The sequence below is a fragment of the Lentzea sp. NPDC051213 genome, assembly GCF_044455585.1.
In the GTDB taxonomy this organism is placed as follows: domain Bacteria; phylum Actinomycetota; class Actinomycetes; order Mycobacteriales; family Pseudonocardiaceae; genus Lentzea.
This window is the reverse complement of the sequence record NZ_JBITEX010000006.1, coordinates 91197-113232: the sequence shown is the minus strand read 5'-3', so window position 1 is coordinate 113232 and position 22036 is coordinate 91197. Positions and strand designations below refer to the sequence as shown.

The 22036-nt window shown below is 67.9% G+C and carries 17 protein-coding genes; 5 read left to right on the top strand and 12 right to left on the bottom strand.

The annotated features are described in order from the left end of the window. Position 1: 1 nt before the first annotated feature. Both ACIA8G_RS26665 and ACIA8G_RS26660 read right to left on the bottom strand, forming a co-directional pair. Entirely contained in the window at positions 2-814 is an 813-nt protein-coding gene (locus tag ACIA8G_RS26665) for a helix-turn-helix domain-containing protein (protein WP_396421389.1), read from the bottom strand. A gap of 280 nt (positions 815-1094) precedes the next feature. After that, entirely contained in the window at positions 1095-1679 is a 585-nt protein-coding gene (locus ACIA8G_RS26660) for an exonuclease domain-containing protein (RefSeq protein ID WP_396421388.1), read from the bottom strand. A 144-nt stretch (positions 1680-1823) separates the two neighbouring features. On the opposite strand from ACIA8G_RS26660, the gene ACIA8G_RS26655 reads away from it, so the two are divergent. After that, on the top strand, positions 1824-2969 hold the full coding sequence (locus ACIA8G_RS26655) for a DUF3472 domain-containing protein (RefSeq protein WP_396421387.1): 1146 nt from the start codon (positions 1824-1826) through the stop codon (positions 2967-2969). On the opposite strand, the gene ACIA8G_RS26650 is transcribed toward ACIA8G_RS26655, so the two are convergent. From ACIA8G_RS26650 to ACIA8G_RS26640, 3 genes are read right to left on the bottom strand one after another with little or no spacing between them, the layout of a single operon-like run. Continuing rightward, the gene (locus tag ACIA8G_RS26650; RefSeq protein ID WP_396421386.1) at positions 2966-3724 is read right to left on the bottom strand and encodes an SDR family NAD(P)-dependent oxidoreductase; all 759 of its coding nucleotides are present in this window, start codon (positions 3722-3724) and stop codon (positions 2966-2968) included. The two genes, ACIA8G_RS26655 and ACIA8G_RS26650, sit on opposite strands and share 4 nt — an antisense overlap. Next, positions 3724-4920, bottom strand: coding sequence for an acetyl-CoA C-acetyltransferase (locus tag ACIA8G_RS26645; RefSeq protein WP_396421385.1), 1197 nt, complete (start codon positions 4918-4920; stop codon positions 3724-3726). Before ACIA8G_RS26645 ends, ACIA8G_RS26650 begins: the two co-directional genes overlap by 1 nt. Positions 4921-4930: 10 nt before the next feature. Next, complete coding sequence (locus ACIA8G_RS26640) at positions 4931-6076, bottom strand: acyl-CoA dehydrogenase family protein (protein WP_396421384.1); 1146 nt, start codon at positions 6074-6076, stop codon at positions 4931-4933. A gap of 91 nt (positions 6077-6167) precedes the next feature. Here ACIA8G_RS26640 and ACIA8G_RS26635 point away from each other — a divergent pair, with 91 nt between their 5' ends. Further along, on the top strand, positions 6168-6791 hold the full coding sequence (locus tag ACIA8G_RS26635; protein WP_396421383.1) for a TetR/AcrR family transcriptional regulator: 624 nt from the start codon (positions 6168-6170) through the stop codon (positions 6789-6791). Here ACIA8G_RS26635 and ACIA8G_RS26630 read toward each other — a convergent pair. The 3 genes from ACIA8G_RS26630 to ACIA8G_RS26620 form a co-directional block, all read right to left on the bottom strand. Further along, on the bottom strand, positions 6788-7060 hold the full coding sequence (locus tag ACIA8G_RS26630) for a GlsB/YeaQ/YmgE family stress response membrane protein (RefSeq protein ID WP_396421382.1): 273 nt from the start codon (positions 7058-7060) through the stop codon (positions 6788-6790). The genes ACIA8G_RS26635 and ACIA8G_RS26630 overlap by 4 nt on opposite strands. An 87-nt stretch (positions 7061-7147) precedes the next feature. Then, positions 7148-9064: a protein-arginine deiminase family protein gene (locus tag ACIA8G_RS26625; protein WP_396421381.1), complete on the bottom strand. Its 1917-nt coding sequence runs from the start codon at positions 9062-9064 to the stop codon at positions 7148-7150. Between the two features lie 105 nt (positions 9065-9169). Next, positions 9170-9949 (bottom strand): sporulation protein, encoded by a 780-nt coding sequence (locus ACIA8G_RS26620; RefSeq protein ID WP_396421380.1) that lies wholly within the window; start codon positions 9947-9949, stop codon positions 9170-9172. A gap of 136 nt (positions 9950-10085) precedes the next feature. Here ACIA8G_RS26620 and ACIA8G_RS26615 point away from each other — a divergent pair, with 136 nt between their 5' ends. The 3 genes from ACIA8G_RS26615 (at position 10086) to secA2 (ending at position 16888) form a co-directional block, all read left to right on the top strand. Continuing rightward, positions 10086-13196: a carboxyl transferase domain-containing protein gene (locus ACIA8G_RS26615; RefSeq protein WP_396421379.1), complete on the top strand. Its 3111-nt coding sequence runs from the start codon at positions 10086-10088 to the stop codon at positions 13194-13196. Positions 13197-13205: 9 nt separating this feature from the next. Beyond that, complete coding sequence (locus ACIA8G_RS26610; protein ID WP_396421378.1) at positions 13206-14501, top strand: MFS transporter; 1296 nt, start codon at positions 13206-13208, stop codon at positions 14499-14501. 101 nt (positions 14502-14602) lie between these two features. Continuing rightward, entirely contained in the window at positions 14603-16888 is a 2286-nt protein-coding gene (gene secA2, locus ACIA8G_RS26605; protein WP_396421377.1) for an accessory Sec system translocase SecA2, read from the top strand. Positions 16889-16905: 17 nt separating this feature from the next. Here the strand turns inward: secA2 and ACIA8G_RS26600 are convergent, their stop codons facing one another. From ACIA8G_RS26600 to ACIA8G_RS26585, 4 genes are read right to left on the bottom strand one after another with little or no spacing between them, the layout of a single operon-like run. Next, positions 16906-17157, bottom strand: coding sequence for a hypothetical protein (locus ACIA8G_RS26600; protein WP_396421762.1), 252 nt, complete (start codon positions 17155-17157; stop codon positions 16906-16908). A 43-nt stretch (positions 17158-17200) separates the two neighbouring features. Continuing rightward, positions 17201-18313, bottom strand: a complete 1113-nt coding sequence (locus ACIA8G_RS26595) for an aromatic ring-hydroxylating dioxygenase subunit alpha (RefSeq protein ID WP_396421376.1) — start codon at positions 18311-18313, stop codon at positions 17201-17203. Continuing rightward, a complete protein-coding gene (gene solA / locus ACIA8G_RS26590) occupies positions 18310-19413 on the bottom strand; it encodes an N-methyl-L-tryptophan oxidase (RefSeq protein WP_396421375.1) in 1104 nt (367 codons plus the stop codon). The genes ACIA8G_RS26595 and solA overlap by 4 nt, the downstream gene beginning before the upstream one ends. Before the next feature lies 1 nt (position 19414). After that, the gene (locus tag ACIA8G_RS26585; RefSeq protein ID WP_396421374.1) at positions 19415-21781 is read right to left on the bottom strand and encodes an FAD-dependent oxidoreductase; all 2367 of its coding nucleotides are present in this window, start codon (positions 21779-21781) and stop codon (positions 19415-19417) included. Positions 21782-22036: the final 255 nt, after the last annotated feature.

Sequence of the window (22036 nt, the reverse complement as noted above, 5' to 3'; positions counted from 1 at the left end):
CCTACCTCCCGGCGGCCAACCTCCCGATCCACTCGGCCGACTCGTCCGGGGTCAGCGCCAGTTTCGAGAGGTGCTTGAAGAGCAGTTTAGTGGCCTTCACCCGCTCGACATCCTCGACGTGCGTGGAGCCTGCCGGATGTTCGACGTAGAGCACCGACATCTCGCCTGGGTAGGCAAAGTCCAAGGCGATGAACGAGCCGTTGTGTCCCTCGTTGATTCCTACCGCGTCCGGTAGCGCTTGCACGGTCACGTTGGGCAGCCACGCTATTTCGTTGATGTGCAGCAACTGCTCGCGGTCCGCGTGCCGGAAAGCGTTCTCGGCGATGACGGCGTAGAACTCAAGCGGATCGTCACCGACCAGACGTTGCTGCCGCCGCATGCGGATCGCGATCTGATCCTCGATCCACTTCCGTGAACGTTGGACCTGCCATCCCAGAAACACCGTCCGCATGTAGCGCTCAGTCTGCAAGAGGCCGGGGATGTAGCCCAGCTGGAACTCTCGCACTCGGATTGCGTCGTGCTCCAGGCTGATGTAACCGCCGCTGTCCGGACCGTAGGCATGCCACCAGCCCTTCTCGCAGGCGCGCTCCCACATGTCGATGAACGGCGCCTCCTCCGCAACGAGCACGCCATAGAGGTCGAGCATCGCCCGCAGGCCGTGATAGTCCGGCAGCTGACCGTTCTCGATGCGGCTCAGCTTCTGGTAGTTGTACCGAAGCCGGTACGCCGCCTCGCGCTGGCTGAGCCCCGCGTGTTCTCGCAGCCTCTTCAGCGCCTCACCTAGGCGCACCTGCCGGAACGTGGGGTCGGACATAGCCCAAACGTTACGGATCAGATCTGACATTCGTGAATCACGCCAGCGAGGTCTGGTGAGGACCGTCCAACCCATGGAGTACGTCCACAGCATCCGGTACCACCACCGCAGCCGCAACGGCCGAATGACGCTCGCCTACGTCGAGAATGTGGAGGATCATGGTTGGTACATAAGGAAAGAAGATGACTGGAAGTCGCGCTACACGATCGCCTGCGCGACCGAGTATCTGGCGCGAGTGTCAGCGGCCGCGGGCACGTTCGCGATCACCGTGTGGCGGGACTCAACGCGCGTCTGCACGGTCGGCGTCGACTGGAATCCTCCGAACAGGTGAAATCAGCTCGGCCAGCAGTCCTGCGATGTTGTAGGCGTCGTCGTGGCCGCGGTGGTGGGTGCCGTCGAGCTCGTGCCCGGCGATGCGCATCGCTTCGGCCATACCGACTTCGCGCTTCAGTGCGTGAGAGAGGGCGAAGAGCGTCTTCACGTTGACGTGCCTCGGCCCGAAGGGATAACCCACGCCGAACGACGCGCACTGCCGTTCGAACATCTTGCGGTCGTAGTCGCCGTACGAAGCCCACACCCGGCGATCCGAGCGGAACTCCTTGCGCAGCACCGCACACGCCTCGACGAACGAGACGCCGTCGGCGACCTGATCGGCGGTCAGCGTCGTCAGCCGGGTGCAGAACGCGCTGACCCGCGACCGCGCCGGGCGCACCAGCACACTGCGCCGCTCACCGCGCACGCCGGTAGCGACCTCGAGCGGGCACACCCCGATCTCGATGATCTCCGACACCTCACCGGGAGGCGGAGATCCTTCCCAACACGTCGACTCCACATCGACGACCAGCACGTGGTCCAACACAATCACGTGCTGATCGTCCCCGACGTGTAAAGCGAAATCCGCCCGGACACACCACAGGGTGACTTCCACGTCTGACCGACTTGCGGGCCCACCACGCCACCTTTACGAAACAGGAGCAGGAATTTCCGCCGGAGCCCTCAGGAGACACTGGTGAGACGTCTGACGCAGCTGGCCATCGCGACGACACTGTTGTTCACAGGCATACCCGTGCTCGCCGGGCAGGCGGCAGCCGCACAGGCGGAGACCAAGCCTCCCGTCAGCTACACCGACTACGCGTTCGCGGAGTCGACGCGACCGCTCGACGACATCACCTTCGGCACCACGGTCCTGGTCGATCCCGGGCGCGCCAACGTCTTCTGGTCCAACCAGTTCGGCACCACGATCAAGGACCACGGCGGCTACATCGGCATGCAGAGCCATCGCGACGGCGTGGGCATGTTCCTGTTCTCGATGTGGAACACGACGGTCGCGGAGCCAGGAGACGAGGGGACGAGGTGCAAGACGTTCGGCGGCGAAGGCACCGGGATGCAGTGCTCGATCGACAGGAGCTTCGTCGCCGGCCACTCCTACCAGTTCTCCGTCAGCCCTGTGCGCGGCAACCGGCTCATGGGGGTCGTGACCGACACGACCACCCTCACCTCGATCGTGCTCGGGACCATCGAGGTCGGTGAGGGTGTGAAGATCGCGACCGGCGGCATGTCGAGTTTCGTGGAGTACTTCGACCAGGGCGAGCTGAAGTGGACATGTGCTGACGAGCCGTTCTCCAAGTCGCGGTTCGAGGTGCCTCGCGGCAACAGGTACACGATCGCGGCCACGATCACCGGTACGCCGTTCAAGGACTGCGACGACCAGATCAAGGTCACCAAGGCCGGAGCGCCCGCGACCGCGAACACGCCGAGCACCGAGTACGTGGTGCACGAGAACGCGATCGGCAACTCCGCGTCCGGTCCCATCCGGCACACCGACGGATCCTGCGTCTCCACCGGCACGGGTACCGCCGGCGGTGCACTCGACCTCGCGAAATGCACCGACTGGGTGCTGGCCGCGGACGGCACGATTCACACGATGACCAAGTGCCTGGACGTCGAGAAGGGCCACGCCCTGCTCAGCGCGTGCGACGGCCGCAAGTCACAGCAATGGACGCTGAAGAACGGGGTCCTGCGCAACGTCGACCTCGACCGATGCCTGGAGCCCTACCAGTCGGGCGACAGCTGGAAGTTCGGTCTCCTGTGGTGCGGCGACAACGACACCGGGCCGTGGACCGTGCCCGGCTGGATCAGGGAATCAACCGGCTAAACGATGACGGCTCCACCGTCGACGACGAGCGTCGCGCCCGTGACATACCCACCGGCCTCCGAGGCCAGGAACACGACGGCCGCCGCGAGCTCCTCCGGGTCGCCGACGCGCCCGGCCGGCAGGGCCGCCTGCATCTTCTCCAGGTAGCCGGGCGGGTACTGGTCGGTCATCTCCGAGGCGAAGAAGCCGGGGCAGATCGCGTTGACGCGGATGCCCTTGCGCCCGGTCCACTGCTGCGCCAGGTCGCGCGTCAGGCCCAGCAGACCGGCCTTGGACGCCGAGTAGGCGGCCTGCGGGATGCCACCCGTCACCAGCCCGAGCACAGAAGAGATGTTGATGATCGACCCGCCGGACTTCATCACCGCGGCGGCGGCCTGCGCCATCCAGTACGCGCCGTTGAGGTTCACGTCGATCACGCCGAGGAACTCCTCGGGCGTCTCGCGGGAGGCCGGCACCGCGGAAGCAACACCCGCGTTGTTCACCAGCACGGAAACGACGCCGAACTCGGCGGCGGCACGCGCTACCTCGCGGCAGTCGTCCGGGCGCGACACGTCGGCCTGCACCACGAGAGCGCGCCGGCCGACCGATTCGACCAGTGCTGCGGTCTCCTTGAGCTTGTCCGCGCGGCGGGCGGCCAGCACGACGTCCGCGCCGGCCTCCGCCAGACCGCGAGCGAACGCCACGCCCAGGCCCGAGGAGGCGCCGGTGACGATCGCTACCTTTCCGTCCAGGCGGAACTTGTCCAGGATTCCCACTACGAAAGCCTCTCCAGGATGATCGCCATGCCCTGACCGCCGCCGACGCACATCGTCTCGAGCCCGAACTGGGCGTCGCGGGCCTGCATGCCGTTGATCAGAGTCGTCATGATCCGGGCACCGGTCGAGCCGAACGGGTGGCCCAACGCGATCGCTCCACCATGCACGTTCAACCGGTCGATGTCGATGCCCAGCGCGCGCTGACTGCCGAGCACCTGGACGGCGAACGCCTCGTTGATCTCGACCAGGTCGATGTCCGAAATGGACAGACCGGCGTGCGCAAGCGCTTGCTGCGTCGCGTCCACCGGGCCGAGACCCATGATCTCCGGCGAGAGCCCGGAGACACCGGTCGACACGATGCGCGCCAGCGGAGTCAGCCCGAGCTCACGTGCCCGCACGTCGCTCATGATCACGACAGCGGCCGCGCCGTCGTTCAACGGGCAGCAGTTGCCTGGCGTGATCGTGCCGTCAGGGCGGAACGACGGCTGCAAAGAAGCAACAGCCTCGTAGGTCACGCCGGCACGCGGGCCGTCGTCCGTCGACACGACAGTGCCGTCCGGCAGTACGACCGGCGTGATCTCGCGCTGGAAGAACCCGTCCGCGATCGCCTTCTCCGCGAGGTTCTGCGACCGCACGCCGAACTCGTCCTGGTCGTGCCGGGAGATCCCCATCTGCGTGGCGACGTTCTCCGCGGTCTGACCCATCGAGATGTAGTAGTCGGGCAGCTTGCCGTCCAGGCGCGGATCGGTCCACGAAACGTTGGACGCGGCCGTGTCCAGCGTTCGCTGCTGCGCCTCGTCGAACAACGGGTTGAACGACGGCACGCCGGAGTGCATGTACCGGGAGACGCACTCGACGCCGGCGGAGATGAAGGCGTTGCCCTCCCCCGCCTTGATGGCGTGGAAGGCCATCCGCGCGGTCTGCACCGACGAGGCGCAGAACCGGTTGACGGTCGTGCCGGGCAACGTGTCGTAGCCGAGCTGCACGGCGACGCGGCGCGCGATGTTCTGGCCGTGCTCGTCCTGCGGCTCGGCACAGCCGAGGTGCAGGTCGGTGATCTCGGTGGCCGGGAGGTCCTTCAGCGCGGCGGAGATCACCTGCGCGGCGAGGTCGTCCGGCCGCAACGAGACGAGGGAACCCTTGCGGGCCCGGCCGATCGGCGACCGGGCGGTGGAGACGATGACTGCTTCAGCCACAAAACACCCCTTACAGGCCCAGGTCGCGGCCGATGAGTTCCTTCATGATCTCGTTGGAGCCCGCCCAGATCTTCGTGACGCGGGCGTCCATCCAGGCGCGGGCGACGCGGTACTCGGTCATGTACCCGTAGCCGCCGTGCAGCTGCACGCAGGAGTCGATGACCTCGTTCTCGATGTCGGCGCTCCAGTACTTCGCCTGCGCCGCCTCGACCGAGCTCAGTTCGCCGCGAACGTGCTGCATGGTCAGGCTGTCGACGAACGCCTGCGTCACGTCGAGCTTCGTGCGCAGCTCGGACAGCAGGAACTTGTTGTGCTGGAACTTGCCGATGGCCTGGCCGAACGCCTTGCGCTCCTTCACGTACTCGAGCGTCTCGTCGAAGACGCCCTGCGCGTGCGCGAGGTTCGAGATGGCGGCACCGATCCGCTCCTGCGGCAGGCGTTCCATCATGTAGATGAAGCCCTGGTTCTCCTCGCCGATCATGTTCGCGGCGGGCAGCCGGACGTCGGCGAAGAAGAGCTCCGCGGTGTCGGACGGGTGCTGGCCGACCTTGTCGAGCTTGCGGCCGCGCTCGAAGCCGGGCATGCCGGTCTCGACGGCGAACAGCGTGATGCCCTTCGCACCCTTCGACGGATCGGTCCTGGCCGCGACGACGATCATGTCGGCGGTGTAGCCGTTGGTGATGAACGTCTTGGAGCCGTTGAGGATCCAGTCGTCACCGTCGCGCACGGCGTTGGTCTTCAGCGCCGCGAGGTCGGAGCCACCGGAGGGCTCGGTCATCGCGATGCCGGTCTTGAGCTCGCCGGAGCACATGCCAGGCAGCCAGCGCTGCTTCTGCTCCTCGGTGCACAGGTCGACGAGGTACGGCGCCACGACGTCACCGTGGATGCCCAGCGACGACGCCACGGCGGCGTTGACCCGGCACAGCTCCTCGGCGAACACCGTGTTGAACCGGTAGTCGTTCGCGCCGCTGCCGCCGTACTCCTCGGGAATCTCGAGGCCCAGCAGGCCCTGGCGACCGGCCTCCAGCCAGACGTCGCGGTCGATCACGCGCTGCTCGATGAACTTCTCGACGTTCGGCGTGATCGTGCGCTCGACGAACGCCTTCGCCGACTCCCGGAACGCGGCGTGATCCTCGTTGAACAGCGTCCGCTGCACGACTACCTCCATACTAAGCGGTTGCTTAGCGCTAAGCGCCCGCTTAGCGTGCAGTACGATCCATCACCTGTCAACACGCGAGGAGCGGCAGATGACGACGACCGGCCTGGACGAGTTCGCGCTGCTCGACGAGACCTGGCGCGCGGTCACCCCGGACGCCGCCCGTCGCATGCTCATCGCAGCAGCACACGCGTTCGCCGGCAAGGGTTATCACGCCACTACGACGCGCGACATCGCCTCACTCGCGGGAATGTCCCCCGCGGCCGTGTACATCCACTACCGGTCCAAAGAGGAGCTGCTCTTCAACATCTCGCTCGTCGGCCACCAGACGTCGCTCACCCTGCTGTCCGGCATCGGCGGCAGCGATGCGGTGGAGCGGCTGAGGAACGCGGTGGCGGCGTTCGCGGGATGGCACGCGGAGTACCACACGACGGCGCGGGTGGTGCAGTACGAGCTCGGCGCGCTCTCGCCGGAGCACCACGCGGAGGTGGCGGAGCTGCGCCGGCAGATCGACCAGCAGATGCGGTCGTTCATCGAGGCCGGTGTGGCGGAGGGTGTGTTCGACGTGCCGGACCTGAAGGGCGCGACGCTGGCCGTGCTGTCGCTGTGCATCGACGTCGCGCGGTGGTACCAGCCGGGCGGGAAGCGAACCCCGGACGAGATCGGCGCGTTGTACGCCGATCTCGTCCTGAGGATGCTCCGGCCTGTCAGCTAGCCGACTGATTTGCGGCCGTACACGCCGGCGACGAGCGAGACGCCGATGGCCGCGACGACGATCTGCACGATCACTTCGATCCAGTCGATGCCGGGCGTGTCCTGCACGCCGAGCAGCCGGGCGATCCACGACCCGATGAACGCGGCCGCGATACCGACCAGCAGGGTCAGCCAGATCGGAATGGCCTGCTTGCCCGGTGCGAACAGCTTGCCGAGCAGGCCCAGGATCAAGCCGATGATGAGTGCGCCGATGATGCTTTCAACGGTCACGGTCGCCTCCTCTTGTCGTCCCCGGAGATACCCGGGAACCTTCGAGGAAAATCATCTCGTTGATCGTGGCGTTCCGCAGTTCGGGAGCTACCTGCGGCTTCCGGCCGTCCACCAGTCGGCCCTGGTCGGGTCACGCAGCGCGTTGGTCACGCAGTGCACCTCGCCCTGCCTCTCGTGGGCGAAGTCCCAGTCCTCGATCCACCGAAGCGACACCGGAGTGCCGGCGAGCGCCTGCTCCGTGGCTCGCTTGAACAGGTCGGTCCCGCCGACGCGCGGCCCGTGCGGGTCGGGTGCGCCGAACACGCCGTTGCCGAGCGAAATTCCGTTGGGGATGCCCGCCGAATGTGCGAGGAAGACCCGCTGAGGCGCCTTGCCGTCCCTCGGCGTCATCCGCTCCAGCAGCTCGGTCTTCATCTGCGGGGTGATCTGGCCGGACGCGTCGAGCCGCTCGCCGCTCGCGAGCTGCTCCCGAAGGATCTCCTTGAACAGCACCGGCACCCGGACGAGGTCGCGTTCGGTGAGACCCGTTTCCTTCTTGAGCACCGCGACCTGGGAGTCCATGTGCCGGGCGGCGGTCTCGTTGTTCTCCAGCACCACCGGATCGGCGAGCGCCTGGTCGATCGTCAGCTCCGAACCGGGGCGAGGCATCCCGTCCCAGCCGAGCGGCGGGCTGAGGAACGCGGCACCGCCGTGACCGTCCCGCGCGGCCTTGCGCACCAGGTCGATCGCGAGCCGGGGATCGGCCACCATCAACGTCCAGCCGCGTGCGTTGCGCGCCGGGATCACGTGCACGGTCTCGTCGGCGTGCCCCACGGTCAGCCAGGACGTGTCGATCACCACCGGGTCCGCGTACTGCGAGCCGATCAGCCTGGTGAACGTCGGGTCCGGCGTCTGTTCCTGCGTGGCGCCGTACAGCGGCCTGCCGAGCTCGTAACCGCGATAGGGCGGCAGGCTCTCGAAGTTGCCGGTCGCGTTCAGCCCGTCCCTGATCTTGGCGTCGCGCTGGAGGGTGTACTGCTGCACGACGCCGACGTCCGGGCCGCGCAGCGTGCTGAACGCCACCCGGCCACCCATCCGCAACGTCGCCGGGTAGGGCTGCCCGGACCAGTCCTCGCCGCCGGGACGGACGTTGGCGCTGCGCAGCAGGACGTGCATCACCTGCGGCTTGCCACCGGGGCCCGGCATGCTGGCCGTGGTGGGTTCGAAGATGTCCTGGAACCACGAGTCGAACTCGCTGACCGCGGTCAGCGAGCTCTCCGGCAGCCCGGCCGCGGCCATGGCCTTCTTCAGGTCCGCGAGGAACTCGTCGTACCCCAGCGCGATCTCGGCGACCGGCGGGATGGACGTGATCACCTTGCGCGGTGGCTTCAGATCGCTTTGCAGGATCAACGGCGCCACCCGGAGCCGCACCGAGTCCCTGCCACTCCCGGCCTTCAGCGTCACGGTCACTTCGCCGTTCCACACGGCTTTGTCCCGGATGACGTCGCGGCCCTCGAGCGCGAGCTTCACGCCGTTGCCCAGCTCCGCGGCGGTGAGGGTGCCGCCCTCGCCGAGCGACGTCCACGTGCCGCCGCGCTCGACCCACAGGCGGGCGTACTTCCCCTCACCCGAGCCGAGCGACACGGTGCCGTCCGCACTCCCCTTGCGCGGCAACGTCCGCAGTGGCGCGAGGTCCGCCACGTCCAGCGGCCCGTTCACGACGTCGTCCTGCGCGTCGTTGCACGCCACGAGTTTCTCGTCGATCTCGATCGCGTTGTTGTTTTGCAGCTCGTCCGGGTCGATCTTGCAGCGCTTCGCGTCGTCGTCCACGTTGGGCAGGAAGATCGCGCCGCGCCGCGGAGTCCACCTGTCCTTGCCCACTTGGTCGGCCCGGTCGACCGAGCCGCTCCGATCGGTGTCGGCCAGCAGCACCGCGCCGGGCGGTGCCGCGAGCGCGGGCATTCCAGAAAAGAGCACTCCCGTCAGCGCCAGCACACCTGACGCCGCAGCCACACGTCTCGGCACAGCTCCCCCTCCACGCACTTGATCAAGTGCGTGGAGGGTAAAAGCCGCGGAGGAACATCGCAGCGAATGTGCCCCATCAGGTGACTGTCGTGCCCTTTCGGACAACTACCAGCGGCTGCCGGAAACCTGGCTCATCCACTGGTTGATCGTCGCGGTCCAGTCCGTGCCGACCGCCTGCTGGTGCGACACGGCGAAACGGCCGTACGCGTCACCGCCCGCGCGGAGCAGGCCGGCGCGCTTGTCCGCCTCCAGCACCACGTGCAGCTCGGTGGGCGTGGTGACGAAGGTCAGCTCGACCTGCTTCACCCGGCCGGCGAACTGCGGCGGCGGGTAGAACTCGATCTCCTGGTAGAACGGCAGCGTCTGCGGCACGCCGTGGATGCGGCCCTTCTCGTTGTCCGCCTTGGTGAAGCGGAATCCCATCTGCCCGAACGCCTGCAGCACCGCGTCCTGCGACGGCAGCGGGTGCACCCAGATCGGGTCGAGGTCGCCGGGGTCGACGGCGCCGCGGACCTCGAGCTCGGTGCGCAGGCCCAGCTGCATGCCGGCGAGCTGCATGCCGCCCACGACGTTGAGCGGGCACTCGACCGGGACCGGGATCTGGAACGGCAGCGAGAGGTTCTGGTGCGGCTGGACCACGATCCGCTGTCCCACGGAGAACTTGTGGAACTCCATGTTGGTGTTGTACTCGTTGTCGCCGCTCTCGATCTCGACACGGGTGAGCAGCGCCAGCGTGACGTGGTCGATCTCGGCGGGATGGTCGCCACCGGCGATCCGAACCTCACCGGACAGCACCTCGCCGGGGCGCACGTTCGGGTTGGTCAGCACCGTGTCGACAGTCGGCCCGCCCACGCCGAACGCGCGCATCATCCTCTTGAACACCACTGCGGCCTCCTGAAGCCCTTCGCAACTTTGCGGGGAAGTCTGCCAACTGAATCGCCGATTTGCGGCGAAGCGTTCCGTTGACGCCTCACCACCCCGATCGGTTCCGTATGGACTTCCGTTGACTTCAGATGGCAACATGCGACCGCCGTCACATACTAAGCGGTCGCTCAGGAGGATTGCCGTGCTGCTCGTCGCCAACCGGGGTGAGGTCGCCGTCCGCGTGCTGCGCGCGGCTGCTGACCTGGGCATTCGCACCGTGGCGGTGTACGCGGAGGACGACGCTGCGGCGCTGCACGTGGGGCTCGCGGACCGCGCTGTCGCCCTGCACGGGCCCGCTCCGTACCTGGACATCGATCAGCTCCTGGACGCCGCCGACGGCTGCCAGGCGGTGCATCCGGGGTGGGGATTCCTGTCCGAGAGCGCCGCGTTCGCTCGGGCGTGTTCGGCGCGCGGGCTGGCGTTCGTGGGCCCGTCCGCTGACGTTCTGGAGTTGCTCGGTGACAAGCGGCGAGCCCGGGAGTTGGCGGCATCGCTGGGGATTCCGGTGCTGGACGCCCCCGAGGGCTCCTTTCCCGTGATGGTGAAGGCGGTCTCCGGCGGTGGCGGCAAGGGCATGCGGGCGGTGTTCGCGCCCGAGGACCTCGACAGTGCCGTCGAGGCGTGCCGGGCGGAGGCGCTCGCGGCGTTCGGGGTCGGGGACGTCTACCTCGAACGGCTGCTGCCCTCCGCCCGGCACATCGAGGTGCAGCTCGTCGGGACGTCCGTGATCGGTGACCGCGACTGTTCCTTGCAGCTGCGGCACCAGAAGCTGGTGGAGATCGCGCCCGCTCCCCTGCTGGATCCCGTTCTGCGCAAGGCGTTGCACACCGCCGCGGCTTCCTTGGCCTCCGCCGTGGGTTACACCGGTGTCGGCACGGTGGAGTTCCTGGTCGCCGGCGACGCGTTCTACTTCATGGAGGCCAACCCGCGGTTGCAGGTCGAGCACACGGTGACCGAGATGGTGTCCGGTGTGGACCTCGTACGCACGCAGCTGCTGCTGGCCTGGGGCGGCGAGGTGGACTACACGCCCGCTGAGCGCGGAAGCGCCGTGCAGGTACGGGTGAACCAGACGTCGGGCGGGGTGCTGTCGTCGTTCGGACTGCCTTCCGGCGCCGGGGTGCGCGTCGACACGCACGGGTACGTCGGGTATCGGGTCGGGACGCGGTACGACGGGTTGCTCGCGAAGCTCGTGGTGCACGGCGAGGACCTGGACGTGGCGCTGAACCGGGCGCGGCGGGCGTTGCGCGAGTTCCGGATCGAGGGCGTCGGGACGAACCTGGAGTTCCTCAAGTCGTTGCTGGACCGCGACATCGTCGGGGCCACGACTGACTTCGTCGTCGAGGAGCCGGCTTCCGGCATGCGAGCGCCGCTGGCCGGCACGGTGGTCGCGGTGTCCGCGGACTCCGTCGTGCTGGAAGCGATGAAAATGCAACACGTCGTCCGGGTGTCGGGCGACGTGCTGGTGGCGGTCGGCGACACGGTGACCGAGGGGCAGCTGCTCGCCTCGGGCGCCGGTGAGTCCACTGAGGACGCAGCGGAGGTCGATCTTTCGCTGGTGCGCCCGGATCTGGCCGAGGTGCTGGCCCGGCACGAGTTCGACCGGCCCTCGTCGGCTTCCCGCCGGCACGCGGCGGGTGGGCGGACCGCGCGGGAGAACATCGCGGACCTCTGCTCGGACTTCGTCGAGTACGGCGGACTGGCGATCGCCGCGCAACGGCAGCGGCGGTCTCTGGAAGAGCTGATCGAACGCACCCCCGCCGACGGCATGGTCGCCGGCATCGGTGTCGTCAACGGCCAACGGATCGTGGCGATGTCCTACGACTACGCCGTGCTCGCCGGCACGCAAGGCATGCGCAACCACCAGAAGAAAGACCGGTTGTTCGCGCTGGCACAGCAGGAGAACCTGCCGGTGGTGCTGTTCGCCGAGGGCGGCGGCGGACGCCCCGGCGACACCGACCACAGCATGGTCAGCGGCCTGGACTGCGGCTCGTTCCACGCGTTCGCCCAGCTGAGCGGCCAGGTGCCGCTGGTGGGGGTGGTCGCGGGCCGGTGCTTCGCGGGCAACGCGGTGCTGCTCGGCACTTGCGACGTGATCATCGCGGTCGAGGGCGCGAACATCGGCATGGGTGGCCCGGCGATGATCGAGGGCGGCGGGCTCGGTGTGTTCCGGCCGGAGGACATCGGGCCGCTCGACGTGCAGGTGCCCAACGGGGTCGTGGACATCGCGGTGGCTTCGGAGGAGCAGGCTGTGGCCGTCGCGAAGAAGTACCTCTCTTACTTCCGGGCTCCCGCAGGCTTCCAGGCTCCCGCAGGCGTCCAGGCTCCCGCAGGCGTCCAGGCTCCCGCAGGCGTCCCCCGCCCGAACGCGCAGACGTCGCCCACGCGCGAAGGGGGACCCCTTGAAGAAATTCTCCCAGACGACACCGACAATTTCGGATCGTGGAACTGCGCGGACCAGCGCCTGCTCCGCCACGCCATCCCCGAGAACCGCCTCCGCGCCTACGACGTCCGAGCCCTGATCGGCACCCTGGCCGACACGGACTCGGTGCTGGAACTCCGCAAGGGCTTCGGCAAGGCCATCGTCACCGCACTGATCAAGGTCGAGGGCCGCCCCATCGCCCTGATCGCGAACGACCCGAAAGTCCTCGGCGGCGCCATCGACGCCGACGCCGCGGACAAGTGCGCGAGGTTCCTCCAGCTGGCAGACGCGTTCGACCTCCCGGTCGTCTCACTCTGCGACACCCCCGGCTTCATGGTCGGCCCGGACGCCGAACGCACCGCCACCGTCCGCCACCTCACCCGCATGGTCGTCACGGGCGCCAACATCACCGTCCCCTTCGGACTCGTCGTGACCCGCAAGGCCTACGGCCTCGGCGCCCAGGCCATGGCGGCGGGCAGCCTCAAGGTTCCGCAGTTCGCGATCTCCTGGCCCACCGGCGAGTTCGGCCCGATGGGCCTCGAAGGCGCCATCAAACTCGGCTTCAAAAAAGAACTCGAAGCCATAGAGGACCCGGAAGAACGCAAGCAGCGCTACGACCAGATGGTCGCCATGGCCTACGAGCACGGCAAAGCGCTGAACGTCGCCTCGGTCTTCGAGATCGACGACGTGATCGACCCGGCCGACACCCGCCGCTGGATAGCGACGGCGCTGGCCCCCACAACTTCCCGCCCCAAGGGGAAGAAACGCCCGTTCGTCGATACGTGGTGAGGAGAAGCCGTGGTCAGTGTCGCCCCGACTGAACAGAAGACCTTGCGCAGGCTGATGGCAGCCGGACTCGTGGGTTCGTCCCTCGAGTGGTACGACTTCTTCATCTACGCGACCGCCGCGGCACTTGTGTTCCCGAAACTGTTCTTCCCCGAGGCAACGCCGATCGTGGCGCTGCTCCTGTCGTTCAGCACGTTCTGGGCGGGCTTCATCGCGCGTCCGATCGGCGGTCTGGTCTTCGGCCACGTCGGCGACAAGGTCGGCCGCAAACCCGCCCTGGTCATCTGCCTCGCGTTGATGGCCGGCGCGACGTTCCTCATCGGTCTCCTGCCCACGACGGCGGCCATCGGCGTCGGAGCACCGGTGCTCCTGGTCGCGCTGCGCTTCCTGCAGGGCATCGCGGTCGGCGGCCAGTGGGGCGGCGTGGTCCTGCTGCTCACCGAGACAGCGGGCCCCAAGAAGCGCGGCTTCGCGGGCACGTTCGGCCAGGCGGGCGTCCCGATCGGCGTGCTGCTCGGCAACGTCGCCTTCATCAGCGCCACCACGTCCCTCTCACCGGAGGCGTTCGCCTCGTGGGGCTGGCGCATCCCGTTCCTCGCGTCGGCGCTCCTCTTCCCGGTGGTGCTCTTCATCCAGATGAAGGTCGAGGACAGCCCGGTCTTCCGTGAGCTGAAGGAACGCCGCGCCTCCGCACCCGCCGTAGCCCCCGCACCGCTGAAGGAGGCCCTGCGCACCCACCGCAAGCCGATCCTGCTCGGCGCGGGCCTGATGTTCGCCTCGAACGCGGTCTTCTACGTGTCGATCGCGGGCGTCCTGTCCTACGCCACCACGACCCTGGGCCTGTCGCGCGAGTCAGTGCTGGTCGTGAGCCTGCTGTCGTCGATCGTGAGCATCCCGGTGATCCTCTACTCCGGGCACCTCTCGGACCGCCTCGGCCGCCGGCCGCTGATCATCGCGGGCGCTGTGGGCCTAACGCTTTGGGCGTTCCCGTACTTCCTGCTGGTCGACACCGGCTCGCTCGTCATGCTGTTCATCGCGGCGGCCGTCGGCGGCATCGCGTCGTCGCTCGTCTACGGGCCGATCGCGGCGTACCTGGGTGAGCTGTTCGAGCCGCACGTGCGGTACTCGGGCGCCTCGCTCGCCTACCAGCTGGCATCGATCCTGGTCAGCGGCGGTACGCCGTTCATCATGACGGCGCTGCTCGGGGCCACCGGGACGTCGATGTCGGTGTCGGCGTTCCTGTGCCTGATGGGGCTGGCGACGCTGTTCTCGGCGCTCAAGCTGCCCGAGACCCACCGAGCAAGCTGACCTGGGAGTTTTGTGAAACGGGGCGAGGTCAACCGGACATTTCGGGCTTCACTGTCAAGACCTCTGCGGAACACACAAGCGATGCCGTACGTTGCTGCCTCGTGACCACTCTCATGGCGCGCTTCAAGCAGCGGATGCGCCGGTTCGCGCAGAAACCGGCGTCGGTTGACCTCGCCCCGTTCCAAGCACTGCTGAAGGACGTGGAGCAACACGCGGACACGTTCAAAGCGTTCAGCGACGAGGAGCTGACGGCACACGCCGCCAAGCTGCGCGACGAGTGCGAAGACACCGAGCTGGTGGCGCTCACGCGTGAGGCCGCCGAGCGCGCCATCGGGCAGCGCCCGTTCGACGTGCAGGTGCTCGGCGCGCTGGGCCTCCTCAGCGGGCTCGTCGTCGAGATGGCCACCGGTGAGGGCAAGACGCTCGCGGGCGCCATGGCCGCGGCCGGGTTCGCGATCAAGGGCAAGCGCGTCCACGTGGTCAGCGTCAACGACTACCTCGCCCAGCGCGACGCGGAGTGGATGGGGCCGCTCTACAAGCTGCTCGGCGTCACCGTCGGGTGGATCAACGGCAGCTCGAAGGCCGAGGAGCGCCGCGAGGCCTACCAGTGCGAGGTCACGTACGCGCCGGTCAGCGAGATCGGGTTCGACATCCTGCGCGACCGGATCGTCACGCAGCCCGACGACCTGATCGTGCCGGAGCCGGAGGTCGCGCTGATCGACGAGGCCGACTCGGTGCTCGTCGACGAGGCCCGCGTGCCGCTCGTGCTGGCCGGCTCGACCAGCGCGGAGGCCGCCGACCCGGTGATCGCCGACCTGGTGAAGCGCCTGCGCCAGAACCTGCACTACGAGATCGACGACGAGGAGCGCAACGTCTTCCTCACGGGTGCGGGCTCCGAGGCCGTCGAGCGCGCGCTCGGCGAGATCGACCTGTACTCGCAGGAGCACGTCACCTCCACGCTGTCGAAGGTCAACGTGGCACTGCACGCGCAGGTGCTGCTGCACCGCGACGTGGACTACATCGTGCGTGACGGCAAGGTGCACCTGATCAACGACACCCGCGGCCGCGTCGCGAAGCTGCAGCGGTGGCCGGACGGCCTGCAGGCCGCCGTCGAGGCCAAGGAGAACGTGCAGACGACCGAGTCCGGCGAGATCCTCGACTCGATGACGGTGCAGGCCCTGCTGTCGCGGTACCCGACGCGCTGCGGCATGACCGGTACCGCGGTCGCCGTCGCGGAGACGCTGCGCGAGTTCTACGAGCTCGAGGTGCTCGTGATCCCGCCGAACAAGGAGAACATCCGCGAGGACGAGCACTTCCGCCTTTACGCGACGCTGGAGCAGAAGGAAGAGGCGATCGTCGGGGAGATCAAGAAGGCGCACGAGTCAGGGCGCCCGATCCTCGTCGGCACGCTGGACGTCGCGGAGTCCGAGCGCATCTCGTCGAAGCTGCGCGACGCCGGGCTCGAGTGCGTGGTGCTGAACGCGAAGAACGACGCCGAGGAAGCGTCGATCATCGCCGACGCCGGCTCGTACCAGCGCATCACCGTCTCGACGCAGATGGCCGGTCGCGGTACGGACATCCGTCTTGGTGGCCACGAGGGCGAGGACCACGACCGCATCGCCGAGCTCGGCGGCCTGTACGTGATCGGCACCGGCCGGCACTCCTCCTCGCGCCTGGACGACCAGCTGCGCGGCCGCGCAGGCCGTCAGGGCGACCCCGGCGGCTCGGTGTTCTTCTCGTCGATGCAGGACGACCTGATCACCCAGTACGCGCCGGACGCCGAGGAACCGTCCGAAGTGGACTCCGACGGCCGGGTCAGCGACAAGGGCCTGCTGCACACCTTCGAGCACGCGCAGCGCGTGGCCGAGGGCGTGAACCTGGAGATCCACCGCAACACGTGGCGCTACAACAAGCTGATCGAGCACCAGCGCGACCTGCTGCTCAAGCACCGCGACGTGGTGCTGCGCACGGATGCCGCGTTCGACAAGCTCGGTGAGAAGGAAGGCGCCCCCGACGAGGTGGCCGGTGACGCCGCCCGCAAGATCACGCTCTTCTACCTCGACGACCTGTGGACGCACCACCTGACGTTCCTGTCAGACCTGCGTGAGGGCATCCACCTGCGCGCGCTGGCACGGCAGAACCCGCTGGACGAGTTCCACCGCGAGGCCATCCCGGCGTTCAACAAGATCGTGCCGGAGTCGTGGGAGCAGGCCGGGGAGAAGTACGAGGCCGCGAAGATCACCGACGCCGGGTACGACCTCGCCGGTGCCGGGGTGAAGCGCCCGAGCTCGACGTGGACGTACCTCGTGCACGACAACCCGTTCGGCTCCGGACTGGAAGAGACGATGAAGGGTCTCGTCAAGATGGTGCGCGGCCAGCGCCGCTGACCGTCACAACTTCGCGGTCACAATTTTTCAGGGACGAGATCGTCGGCAGGCCTGGCGGGCCGGGGCAACGCCTCGGCCCGTCTTGCTGTGCTCATCTCCTCGGTGAGTTGTCTGATCTCCGCGAGGATGTCGAGGTGCTCCTGCGACGGCGGCGGGCCAACGAGGTTGGACCTGTTGTGCGCCGTCCGTTCCGCGCGCTCGGCCAGCAGCCGGATGCGGCGGAAGAGGTCGTGCTCCCCGTCCGGGAGCAAGAAGTCCGTCTGCTCCATCACCCGTGCAAGCTTTCGCGTGCACGGGTGACGCGTCGATCCCCTAGTCGGCTGATTCCAGTTTTTGGACGAGCCACTCGTGGAACCCGCCGATGTGGTGCTCAGACGGCACCAGCACCCCGCCGCGTGCGTAGGCGCGGGACGCCATGGCGGGCTGGCAACGCTCGCAGGCTTCGAAATCCTGCTCGTTCACCCGGTGGAACAGCTCGACCGAGCGAGAGACGTCACGGCCGGTGCTGACCACTTCCTTGGCGTAGAGCCAATCGCACTCCACGATCGTCCGGTCCACCGCCACCGGGTACATGCGGTGCAGGATCACGTGGTCCGGCACGAGGTTGATGAAAACCTGCGGTTTGATCGTGATGGCGTAATACTTCCGGTCGCGTTCTTCTTCCAGCGCCGCAAGTTTTCCGAAGCCCTCGCTGCCGTCGACGGTGAAGCCCTTGATGTCGTCACCGAACTCCGCGCCGTGCCCCACGTAGTACTGCGCCGCGTAGCCGTCGGCGAACTCGGGCAGCACCTCGGTCAGCTCGGGGTGGATCGTCGCGCAGTGGTAGCACTCCATGAAGTTCTCGATGATGAGCTTCCAGTTGGCCTTGACGTCGTAGACGATTCGTTTGCCCACAGACAACTCGTCGATCTCGTAGCCGTCGATGCCCCCGAGCGTGCCGAGGCGTTCCGTCACGGCCTGCAGGACGTCGTCCTCGAAGCTCGGCGGTTCGTCGGCGAGACAGACCCAGGCGTAGCCGAGCCATTCCCTGAGGTGGACTTTCGTCAGCCCGTACTCCACCCGGTCGATGTCCGGCATCGAGGTGAGGTTCGGCGCGGCGATCAGCTTGCCGTCCAACGCGTAGGTCCACGCGTGGTACGGGCACTGGAACGCCCGCTTGACGCTGCCCGCCTCGTCGACGCAGATGCGCGCGCCGCGGTGCCGGCAGACGTTGAGGAACGCGTTGAGGTTGCCGTGCCTGTCCCGCGCGATCAGCACGCTCTCGCGGCCGATCTGCACGGTGCGGAAGTCGCCGGGGTTCGCGAGGTCGCCCGACTTCACCGCGCAGAACCACATCTTCTCGAAGATGGCCGCCTGTTCCTGGGCGAAGATCAGCGGGTCGGTGTAGTAGCGGCCCTCAAGGGTGGAGATCAGGCTGCCGGTCATGCTCCGCCTCTCAAGCGAGCAGGGTCGAAAAGTGCGATCGGGTGCCGCGTGGCCCCGTCGATCGTGAGGTCGGCGAGGATCTCGCCGACGACGGGCACGAACTTGAAGCCGTGCCCCGAGAAACCGCACGCCACTGTGACGTTCTCGTGCCTGGGGTGATGTGCGATGACGAAGTGCTCGTCCGCGGTGTTGGTGTACATGCACGTGGCGGCCCGCAGGTACCGGCCGACGATGCCGGGCATCACCCGGCGCGTGGCCTCCGCGACGGCCCTGACCTCGTGCTCGTGCACCGTGCGGTCGATGGTCTCCGGCGTGCAGAGCTGCCCGCCGCTGTGGAACGCGACCTTCACCGCGCCGTCGATCTCCGGAAACCCGTAGAAGGTGTCCGCGCGGTCCCAGATGTAGATCGGGTGATCGCGGAACTCCTCGGTGTGCGGCTCGAAGAAGAACTGGATCTGCCGTTCGATCTCAAACGGGATGTCCAGGTCTGCCAACAGCGAAGGCGCCCACGGGCCAGGGCACACAACGATGTGGTCGGCTTCGTAGGGCGCGCGAGCCGTGGTGACCTTGCCGTCTTCCCAGTGCGTCACCGGCTCTTCGAAGTGCAGCTCGGCGCCCGCTGCGACAGCGAGGTCGAGGTGGGCTCGCACCGCGTTCTCGGGCACGACGAAACCCGCACCGGGCTCGTACAGCGCGACGTCGTCCACGGCCGGCCGCATCGTCGGGAAGCGGTCGCAGATTTGTGCTGCGTCGAGCAGTTCGTGTTTCAGACCGAACTGCTCGACGCTCGCCCGGCCACCCGTGATGGCGCTGCTGTCCGGGGGGCCGACGAGGATCCCGCCCACCCGGTGAAAGATGCTCTGCCCGCTGTCGCGCTCGATCTGGTCCCACATCTCGTGGGCCCTGAGCAGCAACGGCACGTACGCGGGGTCCTCGAAGTACGCCTGCCGCGTGATGCGCGACCCGCCGTGACTGGACCCCTGCGTGTGCACGGCCGTGAACTTCTCCAGCCCCAGCACCCTCTTGCCGCGCTGGGCAAGCCGGTACGCGGCGGCACTTCCCATGCCGCCGAGCCCGATCACGATGACGTCGTAGGACACCTCAACCCCTGAGCCGCTTCATCTCGGGGTCGAACAACGGCTCCTGCGCGGGCCGTGCCGTGATCCTGGTGCCGAAGTACTCGATCTCCACCTCGTCGTCGATGTCGCCGGGCAGCCACGCGTAGGCGATGTTGAGCCCGGTCGTGTACCCGTAGGCCGCGCTGGTGACGTAGCCGACCGGCTCCCCGCGGTGGAACACGGGTTCGCTGCCCAGAACGACGCTGTGCGCGTCATCGATGGTGAGGCACGTGAGCTTCTTCCCGGACGTGCGCTTGTCGAGCGCTTCCTTGCCCAGGAAGTCCTTGTCCTTGCGCACCGCGAACCCGATCCCGGCCTCGAACGGGTCGTGCTCGGTCGTCATGTCGGTGCCCCACGACCGGTATCCCTTCTCCAGCCGGAGGCTGTTGAACGCCCCGCGCCCGGCCGCGATGACCCCGTGCTCCTGCCCCGCCTCCCACAGCGTGTCCCACAGCTTCGCCCCCATGTCCGCCGTGGTGTAGAGCTCCCAGCCGAGTTCGCCCACATAGGACAGTCGCAGCGCCGTCACCGGCACGTTCTTGATGAACGCCCGCTGCGCCGTGAAGTACGCCTTCTGCGTGTCCAGCGTGTGCGCGACCCCGTCGAGCAGGTCGCGTGCTTTCGGTCCCCACAAACCGATGCAGCACGTGCCGGCCGTGATGTCCTTGATGTAGACGTTGTCCGGCGCGTGCCTCGTGAGCCACTCGAAGTCGAGGTTGCCGTTCGCACCGACCTGGAACGTGTCCCGGTCGAGCCGCGCGATCGTGAGGTCGCTCCTGACCCCACCCTGCTCGTCGAGCAGCAACGTGTACACGACCGCGCCGGGCTTGCGGTTGAGGTTGTTGGTCGTCATGCGCTGCAAGAACTCCAGCGCACCCGCCCCGCTGACCTCCAGCCGCTTCAACGGAGTCATGTCGAACATCGCGACCCGCTCACGCGTCACGAGCGCCTCGGCCCCGCAGATCGGCGACCAGTACCGCCCGGCCCACTCGTTGCGCGGCGGCACTTCCGCGATCTCGGGAAGGTCAGCGTTGGCCTCGTACCAGTGCGGCCGCTCCCACCCGGACGCCTCCAGGAAGAACGCCCCGAGCTGCTTCTGCCGCTCGTAGAACGGACTGGTCCGAAGCGGCCGCGGACTCTCCATGGGCTGCAACGGATGCAGCACGTCGTAGACCTCGACGAAGTTCTGGCAGCTGCGCTCCAGCACGTAGTCCGGCGCGAGCTGCACCTGCTCGAACCGGTTGAGGTCACTGGAATGCAGATCCAGCTCGGGCTGCCCGTCGACGATCCACTCGGCCATCGACCGCGCGACACCGGCGGAGTGCGTGATCCACACCGCCTCCGCCACCCAGAACCCGCGCAGCCCCGGATGCTCCCCGAGCAACGGCATCCCGTCACTCGTGAACGAGAACAGCCCGTTGAACCCGCTCTCGAGCCCGGCCTCGGCCAACGCCGGAATCAGCTCGACGGCCGCCTCCCACGACGGCTCGAAGTCCTCCTTGGTGAACGGCAACTCCGACCCGGCGATGTCCCTGGCCGCGATCGGCATGGGCCGATGCCCGTAGGCCCCGATCCCCAACGCCTCACCGTGGGCCCGGAAGTACAGGTCCGCCTCCTGGTGCCGCAGAATGGGTTGCCGCGCAAGCGCTTCCGCACCGACCCCCACCTTGCCCGTGAACGCGTACTGGTGCGCCATCGGCACGAGCGGAACGGTCAGCCCGACCATCTCCCCCAGCACCGGCCCCCACATCCCGGCACACGACACGACGATGTCGGCGGGATAGGTGTCCGTCTCGGTCCGCACACCGGTGACCCGATCCCCAGCGGTCTCGACCGCGACGACCTTCTGCCCGAACTCGAACCGCGCGCCCCGCCCAACGGCCCGCCGCGCCTGCACCTCCGCCGCGGCCACGGGCCTGGCAAGGCCGTCGCTAGGAATCAGGAACCCGCCCAGAATCGGCTCCGGGTCCAGCAACGGATGCAGCCGAGCCACCTCGTCCGGCCCGATGAGCCGGCTCGGCACACCCCACGACGTGGCCCACCCGTGCCGGCGGGTGAGGTCGGCCAGGCGGGCAGGCGTCGTGGCGATCTCCAGCCCGCCGATCTGGTCGAAGCACCCCAGCGCGGTGTACTTCTCGACCGTGTAGCGGGCGAAGGCCGTCATGCTGCGGCACGAGTTGGTCTGGAACACCAGCCCCGGCGCATGACTGCTCGAGCCGCCGGCGGCGAGGCCCTGCGCCTGGTCGAGGACCGTGACGTCGGTGAAGCCCCGTTCGGTGAGCTCGTCCGCCAGCGCACAGCCGACGATCCCCGCCCCCACGAGCACCACGCGAGGCACATCTCCAGGCATCTGGACACCCCTTCGCCGCCGTTGCGCGGAACGGAACCTGTTCCGCTATCTGCAACAAGTTGCGCCCAGCGCGTCCAGGTGTCAATACCGCGTTCGGGCGGCGGAGGTTTGGAGGACGCCGGAAACGGACATCCGGTGAGGTTCGGCCCAGCGGCAGGCCGACAATCGGGGGATGGAGTCCGGGGGATGGAGTCCGCCACTGGGTCCGCGAGTCGATCAAGCGACGGCTGACCCAGCCGGGCCTGGCGGTGGAGC

Excerpts from the sequence above, each read along its gene's own strand:
- ACIA8G_RS26585 (WP_396421374.1), bottom strand. The coding sequence starts at position 21,781 with ATGCCTGGAGATGTGCCTCGCGTGGTGCTCGTGGGGGCGGGGATCGTC.
- ACIA8G_RS26635 (WP_396421383.1), top strand. The coding sequence starts at position 6,168 with ATGACGACGACCGGCCTGGACGAGTTCGCGCTGCTCGACGAGACCTGG.
- ACIA8G_RS26595 (WP_396421376.1), bottom strand. The coding sequence starts at position 18,313 with ATGACCGGCAGCCTGATCTCCACCCTTGAGGGCCGCTACTACACCGAC.
- ACIA8G_RS26665 (WP_396421389.1), bottom strand. The coding sequence starts at position 814 with ATGTCCGACCCCACGTTCCGGCAGGTGCGCCTAGGTGAGGCGCTGAAG.
- ACIA8G_RS26615 (WP_396421379.1), top strand. The coding sequence starts at position 10,086 with ATGCGACCGCCGTCACATACTAAGCGGTCGCTCAGGAGGATTGCCGTG.
- ACIA8G_RS26600 (WP_396421762.1), bottom strand. The coding sequence starts at position 17,157 with ATGGAGCAGACGGACTTCTTGCTCCCGGACGGGGAGCACGACCTCTTC.